Origin of the sequence: Enterobacter sp. R-1.6.2 (genome assembly GCF_035064085.1) — a bacterium.
GTDB classification, from domain to species: Bacteria; Pseudomonadota; Gammaproteobacteria; order Enterobacterales; family Enterobacteriaceae; genus Enterobacter; species Enterobacter asburiae_B.
Genome location: NZ_JASEYI010000002.1, coordinates 354643 through 372672, shown reverse-complemented (window position 1 = coordinate 372672; position 18030 = coordinate 354643). Strand labels below are relative to the sequence as shown.

Here is an 18030-nt window from a genome sequence, read left to right as displayed (position 1 = left end):
AATCAGTTTCTCGTTTGTTTCCGGCCCTCTCCCGGAGGGTGAGGGCGGAGAAGAAATGTAGGCCGGGTAAGGCGAAGCCGCCACCCGGCAAACAGGTTAGTGCGCCCCTTTCGCCTGGGTCACAATCTCTTCCAGGTTTTCAGGCATCGGCTCGTACGGTGTTTCTTTCGCCGTTGGCTGATCGTTTTTCAACGCCGCGAGCGCGGTCTTGAGAGAATACAACGCCAGCACCACGACCACCACCATAAAGAAGATGGTCAGCCCGGCATCCAGACGGTTGTTAAACACCAGCTGGGACAGCTGCGACTCGGTGTACTGCGCCGGGATCTTGCCGCTGTCGATCATCGCCTGGAACTTGTTGGCGATCGCCAGGAAGCCCACCTTGTTGTCCGGGCTGAAGGCCTTCTGCCAGCCCGCCGTCAGGGTACAGATCAGCAGCCAGGCGGTTGGCACCAGTGCCACCCACGCGTAACGCTGGCGCTTCATCTTGAACAGCACCACCGCGCAGAGCATCAGCGCCATGCCCGCCAGCATCTGGTTGGCGATACCAAACAGCGGCCACAGGGTGTTAATCCCGCCGAGCGGATCGACCACGCCCTGGTGCAGGAAGTAGCCCCACGCCAGCACGCACAGCGCCGTCGCCAGCAGGTTAGCCGGGAGCGAATCGGTGCGCTTCAGGTTCGGGGAGATCACCCCCAGCAGGTCCTGCAGCATAAAGCGCGCCGCACGGGTTCCCGCATCCACCGCCGTCAGGATAAACAGCGCCTCGAACAGGATGGCGAAGTGATACCAGAACGACACGTCCATCAGCCCGCCCAGCGCGCCGTGAAGAATATACGCCATGCCGACCGCCAGCGTCGGCGCCCCGCCCGCACGGGAGATAATCGACTGCTCGCCCACCTCACTGGCGATGCTCGTCAACGTATCAGGGGTAATCGCAAAGCCCCAGCCGCTCACCACCTGCGCGGCGGACGCCACCACGTCAACGGTGCCAGCCGGTGCCAGTACCGCCATCGGGCTGTTCATCGCGAAGTACACGCCCGGGTCGATAATACAGGCAGAGACCAGCGCCATGATGGCGACAAAGGATTCCATCAGCATACCGCCGTAACCGATCAGGGAGGCCTGATTTTCATTCGCCAGCATCTTCGGCGTGGTTCCGGATGCGATCAGCGCGTGGAATCCCGACACCGCGCCGCAGGCGATGGTGATAAACAGGAACGGGAACAGGTTACCGGTCCAGACCGGGCCGGTACCGTCGATGAATTTGGTTAACGCAGGCATGGTCAGGGTCGGACGCATAATCAGAATGCCGATCGCCAGCCCGACGATGGTGCCGATTTTCAGGAACGTAGAGAGATAGTCACGCGGAGCCAGCAGCAGCCATACCGGCAGCACCGCCGCCACAAAGCCGTAGCCCACCAGCATCCAGGTCAGCTGGACGCCGGTAAAGTCGAAGAACGGCGCCCAGGTAGGGCTTTCCGCCACCCAGCCGCCGGAGATAATGGCGAACACCAGGAATACCAGGCCAATTACCGACACCTCACCAATGCGGCCCGGGCGCAGGTAGCGAATATAAATCCCCATAAACAGCGCCAGCGGAATGGTGAAGGCAACGGTATAGGTCCCCCACGGGCTGTGGGTCAGCGCTTTCACCACGATCATCGCCAGCACCGCGAGGATGATCACCATGATCATAAAGGTCGCCACCAGCGCAATCACCCCGGCGGTTGCCCCCATCTCCTCTTTCACCAGCTCACCCAGCGAACGCCCGTCGCGGCGGGTCGAGACGAACAGCACCATAAAGTCCTGCACCGCGCCCGCCAGCACCACGCCCGCGAGGATCCAGATCATCCCCGGCAGGTAGCCCATCTGCGCCGCCAGCACCGGCCCCACCAGCGGACCCGCCCCGGCAATCGCCGCAAAATGGTGACCGAACAGCACTTTTTTGTCGGTCGGCACGTAGTCCAGCCCGTCGTTATGGCGGACGGCAGGCGTCATGCGCGTCGCATCAACGCCCAGAACGTTCTTCGCAATATAGCGGCCATAAAAACGGTACGCGATCAGATAAATGCAGACGGAGGCGACGACGATCCAGAGCGCATTGATCTGTTCCCCCCGGTTGAGGGCGATATAGCCCAGGGCAAAGGCTCCCACAACGGAGAGCCCTGCCCATATAAGGTATTTCCCTGAGTTGTTCATAGTTGTTGTCCGTTGTTGTGAAACAGTGAGATGTTACATTTTGTTTCTAGAACAACCGGAAAAATTTAACAACTTTGAAACGCAATAATGCGTGGTCAAACCAGAGATTTACACCACAGTGTTAAGCCGATCACTTTGATCTGCCTGGCTTAGCCCAACACCATCGTACTCAACCGACAGGTACAGCACCGCCGCCCCTGCTCGTCGAATACCACAATCTCCCAGCTCTGGCTCGAACGCCCCAGATGCAACGGCTGGCATACCCCGCGCACTTTGCCGTGAGAGACCGCACGATGGTGCGTGGCGTTAAGCTCCGTCCCCACCACGCTCTGACCGTCGCGGGTCATCAGAAAGCCGGCCATCGATCCCAGCGTTTCCGCCAGCGCCGCCGACGCGCCGCCGTGCAGCAGGCCAAACGGCTGATGGGTACGCGCATCCACCGGCATCTCCGCTTCCAGCGTGTCGTCGCCGAGGCGGGTATAGACGATACCGAGATGCGCCACCAGGGTGTTCAGGCTGGTCGCGTTCAGCTCCTCGAGCGGTAAATGACGTTTCCAGATCATCTTACGCCCCCAGCGTGGAGCCGCCGTCCACCACGATATCCTGCAGGGTGATATGGCTGGCGGCATCGGAAGCAAGGAACAGCACCGTGCTGGCAATCTCCTGCGGACGAGCGATTTTGCCCAGCGGAATGCCGAGCTTGAACTGCTCGCCAAAGCCGCGAATACGCTGCTGCTCCGCGTCGTTGCTTTTCCACAGGGTGCGCTGCATATCGGTATCCGTTGAGCCCGGCGACACCAGGTTACAGCGCACGCCGCTGCCCGCCAGCTCCAGCCCGACGGTCAGGGCCAGGCTTTTCAGCGCCGCCTTCGACGCGCCGTAGGCGCTCATGCCGATGCGCGGCGCGTGCGCCGCGTCGGACGCCACGGTGACTATCGCCCCGCCCTGCTGACGGCGGAACTGGCCCATCGTCTGCTGGAACAGGTTGAACGCGCCGCCGACGTTGACCGCGAAGGTCTGCTGCCAGTCCTCCTGCGAAAGCTGGTCCGTCGCCCCCATGCGCAGAATGCCCGCCGCGTTGACCAGCACGTCCAGCCGTTCAAGCGACGCCAGCGACCGCCCGCACACTTCATGCACCTGCGCGGCATCCGCCACGTCCAGGGTTTCAGTGGCGAACGGATAATCCCCCAGCGGAAACGCCAGATCGAACCCGGTCACCCGTGCGCCCACCTCCACAAACGCCAGCGCCGTCGCGTAGCCAATCCCCTTACCCGCGCCCGTCACCCAGACGGTTTTACCGGTGAAATCCAGCCCCATCACTTCACCTCGCGGGACAGCAGCGCCCACCAGGCGTCGATGGTTGGATTTTTGGCCAGCATCACGAAGTCAATGTCGCCGTGCACTTTGCGCCAGCGGGCGGCCAGCGCCATCATGCGCACCGAGTCCAGGCCGTAGTCGATCAGGTTTTCGTCATCCATCGGCTCGTCGGACTCGTCCAGCAGCGGCAGGATCAGCTCACGCAGCGCGGCTTTGGTCGCCGGAACGGACGGCAGCAGCTCGTCGGTCATCACCACGCGGCCCGAGCGTCCGGCCACATAGTTCAGCGACATCAGGTGCTCGTCACGGGTGAAATCCGCCAGCGCGTCGGCGATAAAGAACGGTTTGATGTCGCGCATAAAGGCATCGGTGGCGGTGGTCATACAGCCGATATGGGCGTAAACGCCGGTAATCAGCAGCTGGTTGCGGCCGGTTTCTTTCAGCATCTGCTCCAGCGGCGAGCGGTGAAACGCGCTGTAGCGCCACTTCACCAGCACCGTGTCCGCTTCGTCCGGGGTCAGTTCGCGGACAATGCGCTGCTGCTCCGGCGAGCGGGTCAGGCCCGGCCCCCACATGTCGTTCAGCAGGGCGCGGTCTTCGTCGCTCTGCTCTTTCGGCTGAGCGGTGTAGTACACGGGAATATTGTGCGCTTTGCAGTAAGCGCGCAGTCTGGCGATATTCGCCACCACCTGCTGCATCATCGCGCTGTTTTCGCCCCAGAAGTTCAGGAAATACTCCTGCATATCGTGGATCAGCAGCGCAGCACGTTCAGGCTCAAACGCCCAGTTCACTTTACTGGTCGGCAGCTCTGCGGCGGTCGGCAGCGCGTAAGCGGTTAATTTTGGAATGGCCATACTCTGTTCCTCAGCCCCGGGCGCGTTCAGCAAGCCACAGGCGCAACTGTTTCTTATCGACTTTGCCGACCGGCGTCAGCGGTAGCGCATCCACGCTCTCCACGCGGTCCGGCAGCTTGAATTCGGCAACGCCCTGCTCGCGCAGGAAGCGGCGCACCTCGACCGCGCGCAGGGGCTGTTTCACCACCAGATACGCGCAGCTTTTTTCGCCCAGCAGGCTGTCCTCCATGCTCACCAGCGCGGCGTGGATCACCGCCTCGTGGCGCAGCAGCAGGTTTTCAATCTCTTCGGCGGCGATCTTCTCGCCGCCGCGGTTGATCTGATCCTTCTCGCGCCCCTGCACGGTGATGTAGCCCTGCTCGTCGATGGCGATGAGATCGCCGGAGCAGTAAAAGCCGTTGGCGTCAAAGGCGCTGGCGTTGTGTTCCGGGCTGTTGAAATAGCCGCGGAAGGTATACGGCCCGCGCGTCATCAGACGCCCGACCTCACCGCGCGGCAGCGGGTTGCCGTGCTCGTCCGCCACCCACACTTCGTCGTCCGGGCACATCGGGCGACCCTGGGTGTTGATGATGCGCTCCGGCAAGTCGTCGAGCGCGGTGTAGTTCACCAGCCCTTCCGCCATGCCGAACACCTGCTGAAGCTGGCAGCCGATTTCCGCCGGAATGCGCCCCGCGAGCGTAGCGGAGAGGCGTGCGCCACCCACCTGCAGCAGCCTGAGGGATTTGAGCTGCGCGTTGCCCGCGCCGTCGGCAATCGCCTGCAGCCAGAGGCTTACCGCCGGAGGAACCAGCGAGGTGACGTTAATCTGATGCCGTTCAATCAGCGGGAAGCAGAGCGTAGCGCTCGGATCGTTCGCCAGCACCACGCAGCCGCCGGCGGTGAAGACGCCTAACGATCCCGGCGAGCTCATGGCGTAGTTATGCGCCGCGGGCAGCGCGTTCAGATAACGGGTGTGTGCATTGATTCCGCAGATCTCGTTGCTGCGGCGGATGCTGTAGTCGTAGTCGTTATGCGTGCGCGGGATCAGCTTCGGCGTGCCGGTGCTGCCGCCGGAAAGCTGGAAAAACGCCACTTCGTCGGCGGGCGTCGGGTTCGGGATGAAATTGTCTGCCGGACGCGCAATCGCCGCTTCAAGGGCGTGTTCGTCCTTATCGCCGCGCAGCAGCACGACGCGAACCGAGCGGTGCGCATCCACAAAGGTGTTAAGAAAATCATCGCCCGCAAACAGCGCGTGGTCGCGATCGGCAATCAGCACGGCGGGTTTGATCTGCTCCGCGTAGGCGTTCAGCTCGCTGCGCTGATGGCTAAAGAGCGCGTTAACCGGCGCGACGCCAATTTGCAGCAGCGCAAAGAAAGTGACGTAGAACTCGGCCACGTTACCGAGCTGCACCAGCGCGATCTCGCCGCGCTGCAGCCCGCGCGCCTGAAGAACGGACGCCAGGTTGTTCACCGCCTGATTAAACGCGCGGTAGGTGATGTGCCGCTCGCCGTCGACAATCGCCACGGCATCGCTGTCAGCGCGATCCGTCAGGATGTGGGTCAGCGGCTGATCCTGCCAGTAGCCTTTTTCGCGGTAGCGGCGGGCGAATTCCTCAGGCCAGCGGGTAAAAGGAATGGTCATGAGCGATCCTTAGTGCAAGCCAAACACGTTGAGCATGGTGGAGAGCTTCACGCCCGTTTCGCGCCATTCGCCCACCGGCGAAGAGGCAGGCACAATGCCCGCGCCGGCAAACAGGCGAACGCTATTTTCGCGAAGACGCGCGCAGCGGATGGTCACCACCCACTCGCCGTTACCTTCGCTGTCGCACCAGCCGACGATGCCGCCGAACAGCTCGCGGTCGAACGGCTCCAGCTCGGCGATCAGCTCTTTTGCCGCCTCATGCGGGAAGCCGCTCAGCGCCGGGGTCGGGTGCAGCAGGCAGGCCAGAGTCAGGGCGTTTTCGTTTTCACGCGCGTCACCTTCAACCGGCGTCGCCAGATGCCACAGCGTCGGCGTGGTGATGAGCTGCGGGGAAGACGGCATGCTCAGGTGGTGGCTGCGCGGTGCCAGAATGGCCTTCATTGCCTGAGTCACCAGGTCGTGCTCGTGACGGTCCTTTTCGGAGGCCAGCAGCTTATTGCCCGCTTCGCGATCTAATACGTCGTCCGGCTGACGACGCGCCGAGCCTGCCAGCGGCAGCGAGCTAAAGTGCGCGCCCTCTTTACGCAGCAGCAGTTCGGGGCTGGCGCCGAGCAGCACGCCGCCGTCTTCCAGCGGCACGTGGAAGTTAAAGCTCGCCGGGTTCTGGGCGATCAGCCTCTCCATCAGCGCGCCGCTGTCCATGTGTTTGTCGGTCGCGATATCAATCAGACGCGACAGCACGACCTTGTTCACCTGCGGCGTGGCGGTGAGCGACGCGGCGCGAGCGACCATCTCTTCAAACACGGGCTGCGGCGGGATCTCGGTGCGTTGTTCCACCTTCAGCGCCTGCGAGCCGGAAAAATAGCGTGCGGACTGCTGACGCGCCGGACGGGAAAAGGTCTGCCAGCGCTGCGGAATAAACAGAGAAGATGGCTTGCGGGTATCGAACGGAATAGCCCCCACCATCACCGGATGAGCGATACCGTTAGCTTTCGCATTCCGGAAGGCCTGGGCTAATTTTTGCTGGAATTGCCCGGCCGGATCGTCACCGCCGACGGCGGGTTCAGAGAAGCGGGCAAAACAGCCTGAGGTAGTAAAACTGCGGTAAGGCGACATAAAGAAAAAGCTGTCTGATTGCAGCGTGGTCGCGGTGTGCTGAACTTCCTCAGCCAGGGACGTGTCCATATCATCCTCCTCAAAATGATAAAAGAAGCAATAATGATTATCATTTATATTTTCGTCGGCTAACCTAATCCCACATCGCTTCGCTGTCAACCGTCGGACAAATAACTTATGCGACAAAAGCTTGCATCCCTTCGCATCAACCATGAAAATGAGAAGCATTATCTTCAACGAAAACAGGATGTCGCGCTGTGAAATTCCCTGCCCTATTCCGTAATACCCTGCTTTTATCTGGACTTTTTGTTTTAGGACTTGCCTCAGCCGCTGCCGCCGACTGGCCGCGTCAGGTGACCGACAGCCGAGGCGTTCACACGCTTGAGAGCAAACCGACGCGCATTGTCTCCACCAGCGTGACCTTAACCGGCTCCCTGCTGGCGATTGACGCGCCGGTCGTTGCCAGCGGCGCGACCACGCCGAACAACCGCGTGGCGGATGCGCAGGGCTTTTTGCGTCAGTGGGGTGATATTGCGAAACAGCGCAAGGTTGCGCGACTGTACATAGGCGAGCCAAGCGCCGAAGCGGTCGCCGCGCAAATGCCGGATCTGATTTTGATCAGCGCTACCGGCGGGGATTCCGCGCTGGCGCTGTACGATCAGCTCTCCGCCATCGCCCCAACGCTTATCATCAACTACGACGACAAGAGCTGGCAGGAACTGCTGACGCAGCTGGGCACCCTCACCGGGCAGGAAAAACAGGCCGCAGAGCGCATTGCCGCGTTTGATAAACAGCTCGCGCAGGTGAAACAGCAGATGAAATTGCCGCCGCAGCCGGTGAACGCCATCGTCTACACCGCCGCCGCGCACAGCGCCAACCTGTGGACCGCGGAATCCGCGCAGGGCCAGCTGCTGCATCAGCTGGGCTTTACGCTGGCGGATCTGCCCGCCGGGCTGCAGACCTCTAAAAGCCAGGGCAAACGCCACGACATCATTCAGCTGGGCGGTGAAAACCTGGCGACGGGGCTGAACGGCGAAGGGCTGTTTGTGTTTGCCGGCGATCGGAAAGACGTGGATGCGATTTACGCCAACCCGCTGCTGGCGCATTTGCCGTCGGTGAAAAACAAACGGGTCTGGGCATTGGGAACCGAGACGTTCCGCCTGGATTATTACAGCGCAATGTTAGTATTAAACAGATTGAATACGTTGTTTAAGTAGGCATTTTCCCTCCCTCTCCCTGTGGGAGAGGGCCGGGGTGAGGGCATCAGGCCGCACCGTCGTTCAACACACTCTCCTGCCTGAACCGCCGCAATTCCACCAGCGCCACTAACAAAATCACGCCAATAATTGCCAGTACAAACCCGCCGCAGCTCGCCGAGGCCACCGGGGTCATTATCGCCCCCAGCCCGCCGAGGATCGCCGCACCAATCGCATCCCCCGTGACGTTCTGCGCCGTCCACAGGCCGTTAATGCGCCCGAGCATCCCTTCCGGCGTCTGGGTCTGGATCAGGGTGTACTGCAAAAGCGAACTGATGGCGCTCAGCCAGCCGAAAATCACCAGACACAGCACCCCGAGCGCCCACACCGGCATCAGGCTGAAGAAGCCGATGGCGATAAACGAGGCCAGCGTGGCAAGCAGCATAATCAACCCCGGACGCGCGCTCTGCGCCAGGTTGCCGCTGGTCAGCGCCCCGCACGCCGCGCCGAGCGGAATGGCGGCGTAGAGAATGCCAATCTCCGAGGCGCTCATCTGCCACTCTCCCGCCAGCGCCGGGTAGAGCACGCGCACGGCGCTCGCCATGGTCAGCAGGCCGCCGAGCAGCGCAATCCCGCCAATCAGCGGGTTGCTGAACAGGAAACGAATCGCGGCCATCAGCGATTTCAGCGGATGCTCGCGCGGCTGCGGCGGAGGCGGCAGCAGCGGCAGGCGCAGCAGCGTCAGCGTGGTGATAAAGGTTCCCGCCGCCGCAAGCCCGTAGTTCCAGGCCACGTTGCCGGTCGCCAGCAGCAGGCCGCCCACCATCGGCGAAATCACCGAGCCCAGACGCACGGTGAGCATGGTGATCGCCCCCGCCTGCATCAGGTTCTCGCGCCCGACCAGCGCGGGCGTCGCCGCCAGCAGCGCCGTCACGCCCAGCGAGGCGAAGAAACCGTCCCACAGCCCCAGGGCATAAATCGCGAGCAGCGACGGCTCCGGCAGCATCGCGTTCAGACACAGCCCAATAAAGCCCACGCCGCAGGTGCCGCGCGCCAGCAGGATCAGCTTTTTACGCTCGTAGCGGTCCGCCAGCACGCCGCCGACCATCAGGCCGATGAACATCGCCCCGCCGGTTAAGGTGACGGATAACCCCACCAGCCAGCTGGAGTGCGTCATGGTCTGGATCTGGACCGGCACGGCCACGCCGAGCAGCCCGAGGGACAAAATGGAGATAAAGCGAGCGATAAAAACGGCGCGATACGCCGGGTGCGTTTTAAGCAGGCTGAGATTGAGCAGCCAGGATTTTTGATTCATGACAAAGCCTTGAGTCTATTTCTACCCATTCCATGGGCGCACATGCTAACATAGCCAAATAAGATAGATAACGATAATCACTATCATTATCAAATCATGGATGTTGCTATGTCGTTTTCCTCTTCTTCGGTGCGCGCCGTTGCCGTGCCCGTTTTATTGCTGCTGTTGATCCTTGCGACTGCACTCAGCCTGCTGGTCGGCGCGAAGCCGCTGCCCGCGTCCGTTATCGTTGATGCGCTCTCCGGCACCTGCCAGAGCGCCGACTGCGTCATCGTGCTCGACGCCCGACTGCCCCGCACGCTTGCCGGACTGCTGGCCGGTGGCGCGCTGGGCCTTGCCGGCGCCCTGATGCAAACCCTTACCCGTAACCCGCTGGCGGACCCCGGCATTCTCGGCGTTAACTCCGGCGCCAGCTTTGCCATCGTGCTCGGCGCGGCGCTGTTCGGGTTGACGTCACCCTCCGAACAGCTGGTAATGGCCTTCTGCGGCGCGCTGGCCGCCTCGCTGGTGGTCGCCTTTACCGGCAGCCAGGGCGGCGGGCAGCTGAGCCCGGTACGCCTGACGCTTGCGGGCGTGGCGCTCGCGGCGGTGCTGGAAGGCTTGTCCAACGGCATCGCCCTGCTCAACCCGGACGTTTACGACCAGCTGCGCTTCTGGCAGGCCGGTTCGCTCGATATCCGCACCCTTGAAACCCTAAAAGTGGTGGCGATCCCGGTCATTATCGCTGCCGCCGTGGCGCTGTTTTTAAGCCGGTCGCTCAACAGCCTGAGCCTCGGCAGCGACACCGCGACCGCCCTCGGCAACCGGGTGGCGCGCACGCAGCTGATTGGTCTGTTCGCCATCACCGTGCTGTGCGGCAGCGCGACCGCCGCGGTCGGCCCGATAGCCTTTATCGGTCTGATGATGCCGCACATGGCGCGCTGGCTGGTGGGAGCGGATCACCGCTGGTCGCTGCCGGTCACGCTGCTGGCAACCCCTGCCCTGCTGCTGTTTGCCGACGTGCTGGGTCGCCTGCTGGTGCCCGGCGAGCTGCGCGTCTCGGTGGTCAGCGCCTTTATCGGCGCGCCGGTGCTGATCTTCCTGGTACGCCGTAAACGCGGAGGTGACGCATGATGGCCCCGTCCCGTCGTTTACTCACCAGCGTATGCCTGCTTTGTATTGCCATTCTGCTGCTGGCGGTCTGGAGCCTGCGCAGCGGCGCGGTGACGCTCGATTTTGCGCAGGTGCTTAACGCCCTGCTCGGCAGCGCGCCTCGCAACATCACCATGGTGGTGACGGAGTGGCGTCTCCCGCGCGTGGCGATGGCGATTCTGGTTGGCGCGGCGCTCGGCGTGAGCGGTGCGATTTTCCAGTCGCTGATGCGCAACCCGCTCGGCAGCCCGGACGTGATGGGCCTCAACACCGGGGCCTGGAGCGGCGTGCTGGTGGCGATGGTGCTGTTTGGTCAGCACCTGACGGCCATTACCTTTACGGCGATGGCGGGCGGCATTCTGACGTCATTACTGATCTGGGCGCTGGCCTGGCGCAACGGTATCGACACCTTTCGCCTGATCATCATCGGGATCGGCATCCGCGCCATGCTGATGGCCTTTAACACCTGGCTTTTACTGCAGGCCTCGCTGGAAACCGCGCTCTCCGCCGGGCTGTGGTACGCCGGATCGCTCAACGGCCTGACATGGGGCAAAACCTGGCCCGCCGCGCCGCTGATTTTGCTGATGTTTATCGGCGCGCTGCTGCTGGTGCGGCGCATGCGTCTGCTGGAGATGGGCGACGACAGCGCCTGCGCGCTGGGCGTGGGCGTCGAGCGCTCGCGCCTGATGCTGATGCTGGTCGCCGTACTGCTGACCGCCGCCTCCACCGCGATTGCCGGGCCAATCTCGTTTATCGCCCTCGTGGCACCGCACATCGCCCGGCGACTTAGCGGCACGGCGCGCTGGGGATTAACCCAGGCGGCGCTGTGCGGCGCGCTGCTGCTACTGGCCGCCGATCTCTGCGCCCAGCGGCTGTTTATGCCTTATCAACTGCCGGTGGGCGTGGTGACCGTCAGCCTCGGCGGGATTTACCTCATCGTCTTGCTCGTTCAGGAGTCACGCAGGAAATGACTGATTCAACCACCCGCTTGCGCGGCGAAAACTTAACCCTCGGCTACGGCAAAAAAATCATTGCCCGTGACTTATCCGTCGCCATTCCGGACGGCCACTTTACGGCAATTATCGGCCCGAACGGCTGCGGCAAATCGACCCTGCTGCGCACCCTGAGCCGCCTGATGACGCCGGCTGAGGGCAGGGTGTTCCTCGACGGGGAGCAGATCCAGCGCTTCGCCAGCAAAGAGGTAGCACGGCGCATCGGTCTACTGGCGCAAAACGCCACCACGCCGGGCGACATCACGGTGCAGGAGCTGGTCTCGCGCGGACGCTATCCGCATCAGCCGCTGTTTACCCGCTGGCGCAAAGAGGATGACGAGGCGGTGAACCGCGCGATGCAGGCGACGGGCATCACCGATCTTGCTCAGCAGAGCGTGGACACCCTCTCCGGCGGGCAGCGTCAGCGGGCGTGGATCGCGATGGTGCTGGCACAGGAAACGTCGATCATGCTGCTGGACGAGCCGACAACCTGGCTCGACATCAGCCATCAGATTGACCTGCTGGAGCTGCTGAGCGAGCTGAACCGCACGCAGGGGTATACCCTGGCGGCGGTGCTGCACGACTTAAACCAGGCGTGCCGCTACGCCACGCATCTGATTGCCCTGCGAGACGGTGAGATTGTGGCGCAGGGTGCGCCGAAGGAGATTGTGACGCCGGAGCTGATCGAGCGGATCTACGGCATGCGCTGCATGATTATTGACGATCCGGTGGCGGGTACGCCGCTGGTGGTGCCGCTGGGCAAGCGTGCGGTCTGATGCCCTCACCCCGGCCCTCTCCCACAGGGAGAGGGAGCAAAGCATCCCCTCGCCCCGTTGGGGAGAGGGTTAGGGTGAGGGGAAATCACTACCCCAATATCTCCCTCAACACCGGCCCTATCTTCTCAAACGCCTGCGGTGAAATGATATCCACGTGGGCGCAGTCCTGGCTGTACACCTCAAGCTCCGCCACCCACGGCGCCCAGGCGACCTGCGGATCCATCGTTCGCGTGCGCTCGGCGACAAACAGCGTCGCTTTGCCGTCAAAGCGTGCGCTGCGCGCCGTGGTGAGCAGCCGCACCGCGTCGGCGTAGTTGCCCTCGATAGCGTTAAACAGCTCGCTGGAGCCCTGACCCTGCTGGGCGGCGATAAACGCCTGACGCTCGCGCTCGATTTCCGCCAGCACCTCGGGGTCGAGGCCGTTGGCCTCTTTCTCCGACCAGTTCTGGGTTTCCGGCGGCCAGGTGTCCAGCAGGCCGAGGAAGGCCACCGCTTCACCCTGCTCGCGCAGACGGGCGGCAATACCCTGCGCCAGCGTGCCGCCGAGGGAATAGCCGAACAGGTAATACGGCCCCTGCGGCTGCTGCTTACGCAGCGTAGCCAGGTGATGCTCAATCACCCCATCCAGATCCGCACGCTGCTGCATTGGACCGTCCGGACGCGGCGACTGAATGCCGACGATGGACCAGCGCGGGCTGAGGTAGCGTGCCAGGACGCTAAACTGCCAGGCAAAGCCGGACGCCGGATGGAAACAGAACAGCGTCGGGCCGTCGCTTTCGCGCAGCGGAAGAAGGGTTTCATACCCCAGTCGCTGCGCCTGCTCGTCGCTCATCTGCGAGTCCAGCAGCGCGCTGAGCTTGCTCACCGTGGAGGCGACCATAATCTGCCCCGGCGTAACCTTGCGCTCGAACTCGCGGCTAAGCTGTGCCGCCAGGCGCATCGCCAGCAGCGAGTGTCCGCCGAGGGCAAAGAAGTCGGCGTCGATGTCGTTGACCTCGCAGCCCAGCAGGGCGGAAAACGCCTGCGCGACGGCGACTTCGGTTTCCGTCTCCGGCGCACGGCCGGAGGATTTACTCGTCAGCTCCGGCAGCGGCAGCGCCTTGCGATCCAGCTTGCCGTTCGCGCTGAGCGGCAGCGCGCTGATTTGCAGCAGCACCACCGGCACCATATGCGGCGGCAGCTGTGCTTTTAGTGCTTCCATCAGCGCGTCGCGATCCAGCGGTAAGCCGGATTCGGAAACCACATACCCCACCAGCTGGCGGGCATCGCCGCCGGTGGCTGCCGCCTGGTTGAACACGCAGGCGTGCGCCACGGCCTGGGCCACGTCCGGCAGCGACAGCATCGCCCGGTCGATTTCGCCCAGCTCGATGCGCTGTCCGCGGATTTTTAACTGGTCATCGCTGCGGCCGAGATATTCCACCGCGCCGTTGTCCAGCCAGCGGGCAACGTCGCCGGTGCGGTACATCCGCTCGCCCGGGGCGAACGGGTCGGCAATAAAGCGGCTGGCGGTGAGGTCCGGACGGCCCAGATACCCCTGCGCCAGCTGAATCCCGGTGAGATAAAGGTCCCCTGCCACGCCGAACGGCACCGGGCGCATCATCGCATCCAGAATGCGCAGCCCCGTGTTCCACACCGGGAAGCCGATCGGCACGCTGTTGCCTTCCACCGCCGCCAGCTCGGGGCCAAACGCCGGATACCAGCTGACGTCCACCGCCGCTTCGGTTGGGCCATAGAGGTTGTGCAGCGGCGCACGGGTGAGCTGCTCCCACTCGCGGCACAGCTCGGTCGGCAGCGCTTCGCCGCTGCAGAACACCTGCTTAAGCGTCCTGCAGCAGTCGACGTTTTCCGGGTTCAGCGAGGCGACAAACGCCGCCAGCATCGACGGCACGAAGTGGGTAGTAGTCACGCCGTACTGCGCGAAGAAGCTCTGCATCGCCTGCGGATCGCGGTGCGCGTCCGGCTCGGCCATCACCAGCTTCGCCCCGGCGATAAACGGCCACCAGAACTCCCACACCGACACGTCAAAGCTGCACGGCGTTTTCTGCGCCACCACGTCCGTCGCGTCCAGCGGGTAGTGGTCCTGCATCCACTTCAGGCGGTTAACGATGGCGGTATGGCCAACCATCACCCCTTTCGGACGCCCCGTCGAACCGGAGGTAAAGATGATGTAAGCCGTCTGCTCCGGCTTCGCCAGTCGCAGCGGTTTTACATCCGCAGCCGGTAAAAGGGTGTTGTAACTAAAGGCAGTAATCGGCAGATCGCTAAAGCGCGGAAGCTGCTCGTCGGTGGTAATGAGCAGGGATGGCTTCGCGTCCTCGAGCATCATCCGCAGGCGGTCGTCCGGGTAGCCGGTGTCGAGCGGCAGCCATGCGGCACCGGCCTCGACGATGCCGTGCAGCGCCAGCGTCAGGAACACCGAGCGCGGCAGGGCCACCGCCACGCTGTCGCCCGGCTTCACGCCGCGCGCGCGCAGCAGGTTTGCCAGCGCAACCACCTGCTCGCGCATCTGGCGGTAGCTGAGCTCAATATGCGCGTCCGCCAACGCGGGGGCGTCCGGCGTTTTGCTCGCCTGCTCCGCCACCAGATCCGCCAGCGTGGTGGCCGGCAGCGCCAGTCCGGTATCGTTGATGCGCGCAAGCCTCTGGTATTCCTGCTCTGAAACGGTTTCCACTTCGCCGTAGCGCAGGTCCGGGTTGGCCGCAAACTGCATCAGCATCGCGTTCAGGCGCGCGACGTGACGGGAAAGCGTCGCCTCATCGTAACGCTGCTTACTGGCGAGGATCTCAATGCTCAATCCGCCCTGTTCGTCCGGGAACAGCGCCAGCTCAAGGTCGTTCACCGGGCCGGTGGCCAGCGTGTGGGTGATGGCCTCCACGCCGTCGATATCCAGCTGATAATCAAACACCTTCACGTTCAGCACCGGGCCAAACAGGGCTTCTTCGCCTGCGGCACGCCCGCTGTCGCGCACGATCTGCTCGGCGTCGTAGCGCTGGTGGCGGCGCATTTTTTTCAGCTGGTTGGCCAGGCGCAGCGCCAGCTCCGGCAGGCTCTCCTGCGGATTGATATTCACCGCCAGCGGCAGGACGTTGAGCACCGGCCCGGTCGCGGTCAGCGCGGCGGAGCCCATGCGGCGCATAAAGATAAACCCGGCGGCGTAGTCCAGCCTTCCGGTCAGGCGGCCCAGCCACAGCGCCACCAGCGCAAGGGCCAAATCGGTACGCTGCGCCTGCCCTGCCGCCTGCGCAAGCTGGCTAAAGGCGCGACCGTCGGCGGTGATTTTCAGGCGCAGGATATCGGTAGTGGCGGCGCGTCCCGGCAGCGGCGCGGAAGAGAGCGAGACCGGAGAAGGAAGCTGCCTGCGCTGCTCCGCCCAGAAGGCGCCGTCGCGCTGATACGCCTCGCTGTCGCGATAGCGCTGATACTCTTCCACCACTTCGGCAAATGGCGTAAACGGGGAGTCAGGAGTCGGTTCATCCTTTTTCCACGCGGCGTAAATCGCGGCGATCTGGCGGGTAATGGCCGGGAAGCTGAAGCCATCCACCACCAGATGGTGATAGCGCTGATACCAGTACCAGTGGCTTTCACCCACCTGAATCAGCTGGTGAAACGCCAGCGGCTGACCGCTGTCGACGCGCAGGTTCTGGTGGAGATCGGCCTCCATCAGCGCCACGGCGGCCGCGTGGTCGTCAACGCGAACGATGGACGGATCCGGCAGAATGAGGGTGTCATCCACCCACTGCCACACCTCGCCGTTCTCCTCGGCAAAACGCATTCGCAGGGTATCGGCCTGCATCATGCCCTCAGCGATGGCTTTTGCCAGCAATGGCGCGTCGATATCGCCTTTCAGCTCGGTGTAATGCGCGACGCTCCAGGCGTTTGGCAGCGTGGACAGCTGCTCCGCCATCCAGATACCCGGCTGGGCGGCAACGAGAGGAAGACGGTTCATGCGCTCCCCTCCGCAAAATGGGACGGTTCAAGCGTGCGCCAGTGCCCGGCCAGCCACTGCTGGCACGCCTCCTGAGACTGCGCTTCGCACACCACGCGCCACCCCGCCGGCAGTTCGCACTGCTGCGGCCACAGGCTGTACTGCCCCTGGTCGTTTTGCAAAATGGCGAACTGTCCCTGCGGATTATCGAAAGGATTGCTGAATTCCATACAGACTCCGTTATTGAATGAGCGGCTGCCAGAGGGTCATCAGCCCCTGCGTCAGCCCACCGCGCCAGCAAAGCGCATCGTGTCCGCCGTCAACCTGACGCCAGGTAACCTGCTGCTGCGCGTGTAGTTCGGCGTAAATCGCCTGATTGGCATTGAAAATCAGCGGCTCGTTGCGCCCGGCTTCGAGGACGATACGCAGCCCGCTCGCGGTCAGCTCACCGGCTCTGAGCTGTTCGATGAGGCATCCTTCCTGCTGCCCGCCGCGGTGCGGCCACCAGTACGAGCCGGACTGGCTCAGCACGCAGCCAAAACGCTGCGGCCAGCTGAGGCCAGCATAAAGCGAAGAGAGTCCGCCAAAGCTCTGGCCCGCCACCACGGTACGGTCGGCGCGGTCGCTGAAGGGGGCGAGATGTTTTACAAGCGGGAGAAGTTCTTCCTGTACCGCCAGCCAGAAATCGGGGTTACAGGGCAATTCGCGGTTGCGGTGTTCCATGTCGATCGCATCGATTAATACGTAGACCGCAGGGGGCAGTTGGCGCCCGGTGGTGAGCGACGTCAGCGCAGGCCAGACGGGCATGCTTTCGGCCCAGAACTGCCCGTCGAGCAGCACCGCCAGCGGGCGCTCGGGGCAGTCATCTCCGGGGGTAAAAATCCACACGCGCCGACGGTTGTTGAGACGCTCGCTGTTCCACTCAATGCAGACCGGCGGCTGATACGGCGTATCGGGACGGTCCCAGCCGGGCTGAACGGGCGCGTCCGGCATCTCCAGCGCAGAAACGGCATGACCGCGCCCGCCGCGCCAGCTCTGCCGATTCAGCAGGTCGGAAACCGCGTGCGGCAGCAGCTTGCGCCAGCCTTCGCGCAGCGCCATGCGGTCCGGCAGCTCGCCTTCAAACACGGTATCGGCAAAATCGTTTTCATTTACAGAAGGGATAAAACAGTAGCTCCCGCGCCACTCGGGGCTGAATTCGCCCTGCCACTGCCAGACGTCGGTATCAGGAATGCGCTCGAGGGACTGCGGGCGGGCATTTTGATGGTGATCGGTCACGCCGGTAACGTAGAGCCAGACGCGTTTGACCAATGAGGTTTTCTGCGTTCCTGCAGGATCCCGCCACCAGAAGGTGACGCGACAGCTCTCCTTCAGACGTTCCCATTCAGGTCCGTTTTTCGACTGCCACCACGCTTCACTTCCGGTTGTTAACGTCGTCACCCTTATAACCCCATGTTTCACAGTCTTTTTTGTTTCAGAGCAAATTTTATTGATAATATTATTGATAACTATTTGCATTTGCAATAGCGTAATGCCCGCGCTGTGGGAAGCGCGCTCATTAAATAACCATAAAAGCGGGACGTAC

At 63.0% G+C, this 18030-nt stretch carries 14 protein-coding genes; 4 read left to right on the top strand and 10 right to left on the bottom strand.

Annotated features, from left to right (window positions below):
* Positions 1 to 96 precede the first annotated feature (96 nt).
* The 6 genes from cstA to entC form a co-directional block, all read right to left on the bottom strand.
* Entirely contained in the window at positions 97 to 2202 is a 2106-nt protein-coding gene (cstA, locus tag QMN93_RS03655) for a pyruvate/proton symporter CstA (protein WP_323620031.1), read from the bottom strand.
* Positions 2203 to 2351: 149 nt separating this feature from the next.
* Positions 2352 to 2765 carry a proofreading thioesterase EntH gene (gene entH, locus QMN93_RS03650; RefSeq protein ID WP_023310710.1) on the bottom strand — a complete coding sequence of 138 codons (414 nt, stop codon included), beginning with the start codon at positions 2763 to 2765 and terminating at the stop codon, positions 2352 to 2354.
* A 1-nt stretch (position 2766) separates the two neighbouring features.
* Positions 2767 to 3522, bottom strand: a complete 756-nt coding sequence (gene entA / locus QMN93_RS03645) for a 2,3-dihydro-2,3-dihydroxybenzoate dehydrogenase EntA (RefSeq protein WP_193139957.1) — start codon at positions 3520 to 3522, stop codon at positions 2767 to 2769.
* Positions 3519 to 4373, bottom strand: coding sequence for an isochorismatase (locus QMN93_RS03640; RefSeq protein WP_033144898.1), 855 nt, complete (start codon positions 4371 to 4373; stop codon positions 3519 to 3521). The genes entA and QMN93_RS03640 overlap by 4 nt, the downstream gene beginning before the upstream one ends.
* A 10-nt stretch (positions 4374 to 4383) precedes the next feature.
* Positions 4384 to 5994: a (2,3-dihydroxybenzoyl)adenylate synthase EntE gene (entE, locus tag QMN93_RS03635; protein ID WP_193138905.1), complete on the bottom strand. Its 1611-nt coding sequence runs from the start codon at positions 5992 to 5994 to the stop codon at positions 4384 to 4386.
* A gap of 9 nt (positions 5995 to 6003) precedes the next feature.
* Entirely contained in the window at positions 6004 to 7179 is a 1176-nt protein-coding gene (gene entC / locus QMN93_RS03630) for an isochorismate synthase EntC (RefSeq protein ID WP_048975908.1), read from the bottom strand.
* Positions 7180 to 7367: 188 nt separating this feature from the next.
* Between entC and fepB the strand changes: the two genes are divergently transcribed.
* On the top strand, positions 7368 to 8327 hold the full coding sequence (gene fepB / locus QMN93_RS03625; RefSeq protein ID WP_182383166.1) for a Fe2+-enterobactin ABC transporter substrate-binding protein: 960 nt from the start codon (positions 7368 to 7370) through the stop codon (positions 8325 to 8327).
* Between the two features lie 46 nt (positions 8328 to 8373).
* Here fepB and entS read toward each other — a convergent pair whose 3' ends face one another.
* Positions 8374 to 9621 carry an enterobactin transporter EntS gene (gene entS / locus QMN93_RS03620; RefSeq protein ID WP_182383165.1) on the bottom strand — a complete coding sequence of 416 codons (1248 nt, stop codon included), beginning with the start codon at positions 9619 to 9621 and terminating at the stop codon, positions 8374 to 8376.
* 108 nt (positions 9622 to 9729) lie between these two features.
* On the opposite strand from entS, the gene fepD reads away from it, so the two are divergent.
* The 3 genes from fepD to fepC are packed head-to-tail and all read left to right on the top strand — an operon-like array spanning position 9730 to position 12520.
* Complete coding sequence (fepD, locus tag QMN93_RS03615) at positions 9730 to 10734, top strand: Fe(3+)-siderophore ABC transporter permease (RefSeq protein WP_193138904.1); 1005 nt, start codon at positions 9730 to 9732, stop codon at positions 10732 to 10734.
* Positions 10734 to 11723 carry an iron-enterobactin ABC transporter permease gene (fepG, locus tag QMN93_RS03610; protein WP_127353338.1) on the top strand — a complete coding sequence of 330 codons (990 nt, stop codon included), beginning with the start codon at positions 10734 to 10736 and terminating at the stop codon, positions 11721 to 11723. The genes fepD and fepG overlap by 1 nt, the downstream gene beginning before the upstream one ends.
* Positions 11720 to 12520 carry an iron-enterobactin ABC transporter ATP-binding protein gene (gene fepC / locus QMN93_RS03605; RefSeq protein WP_193138903.1) on the top strand — a complete coding sequence of 267 codons (801 nt, stop codon included), beginning with the start codon at positions 11720 to 11722 and terminating at the stop codon, positions 12518 to 12520. Before fepG ends, fepC begins: the two co-directional genes overlap by 4 nt.
* Positions 12521 to 12608: 88 nt before the next feature.
* On the opposite strand, the gene entF is transcribed toward fepC, so the two are convergent.
* From entF to fes, 3 genes are read right to left on the bottom strand one after another with little or no spacing between them, the layout of a single operon-like run.
* Positions 12609 to 16466, bottom strand: a complete 3858-nt coding sequence (entF, locus tag QMN93_RS03600; protein WP_193138902.1) for an enterobactin non-ribosomal peptide synthetase EntF — start codon at positions 16464 to 16466, stop codon at positions 12609 to 12611.
* Positions 16463 to 16675, bottom strand: a complete 213-nt coding sequence (locus QMN93_RS03595; protein WP_032662857.1) for an MbtH family protein — start codon at positions 16673 to 16675, stop codon at positions 16463 to 16465. Before QMN93_RS03595 ends, entF begins: the two co-directional genes overlap by 4 nt.
* A gap of 10 nt (positions 16676 to 16685) precedes the next feature.
* Positions 16686 to 17885 (bottom strand): enterochelin esterase, encoded by a 1200-nt coding sequence (gene fes / locus QMN93_RS03590; protein WP_193138901.1) that lies wholly within the window; start codon positions 17883 to 17885, stop codon positions 16686 to 16688.
* Positions 17886 to 18030 lie beyond the last annotated feature (145 nt).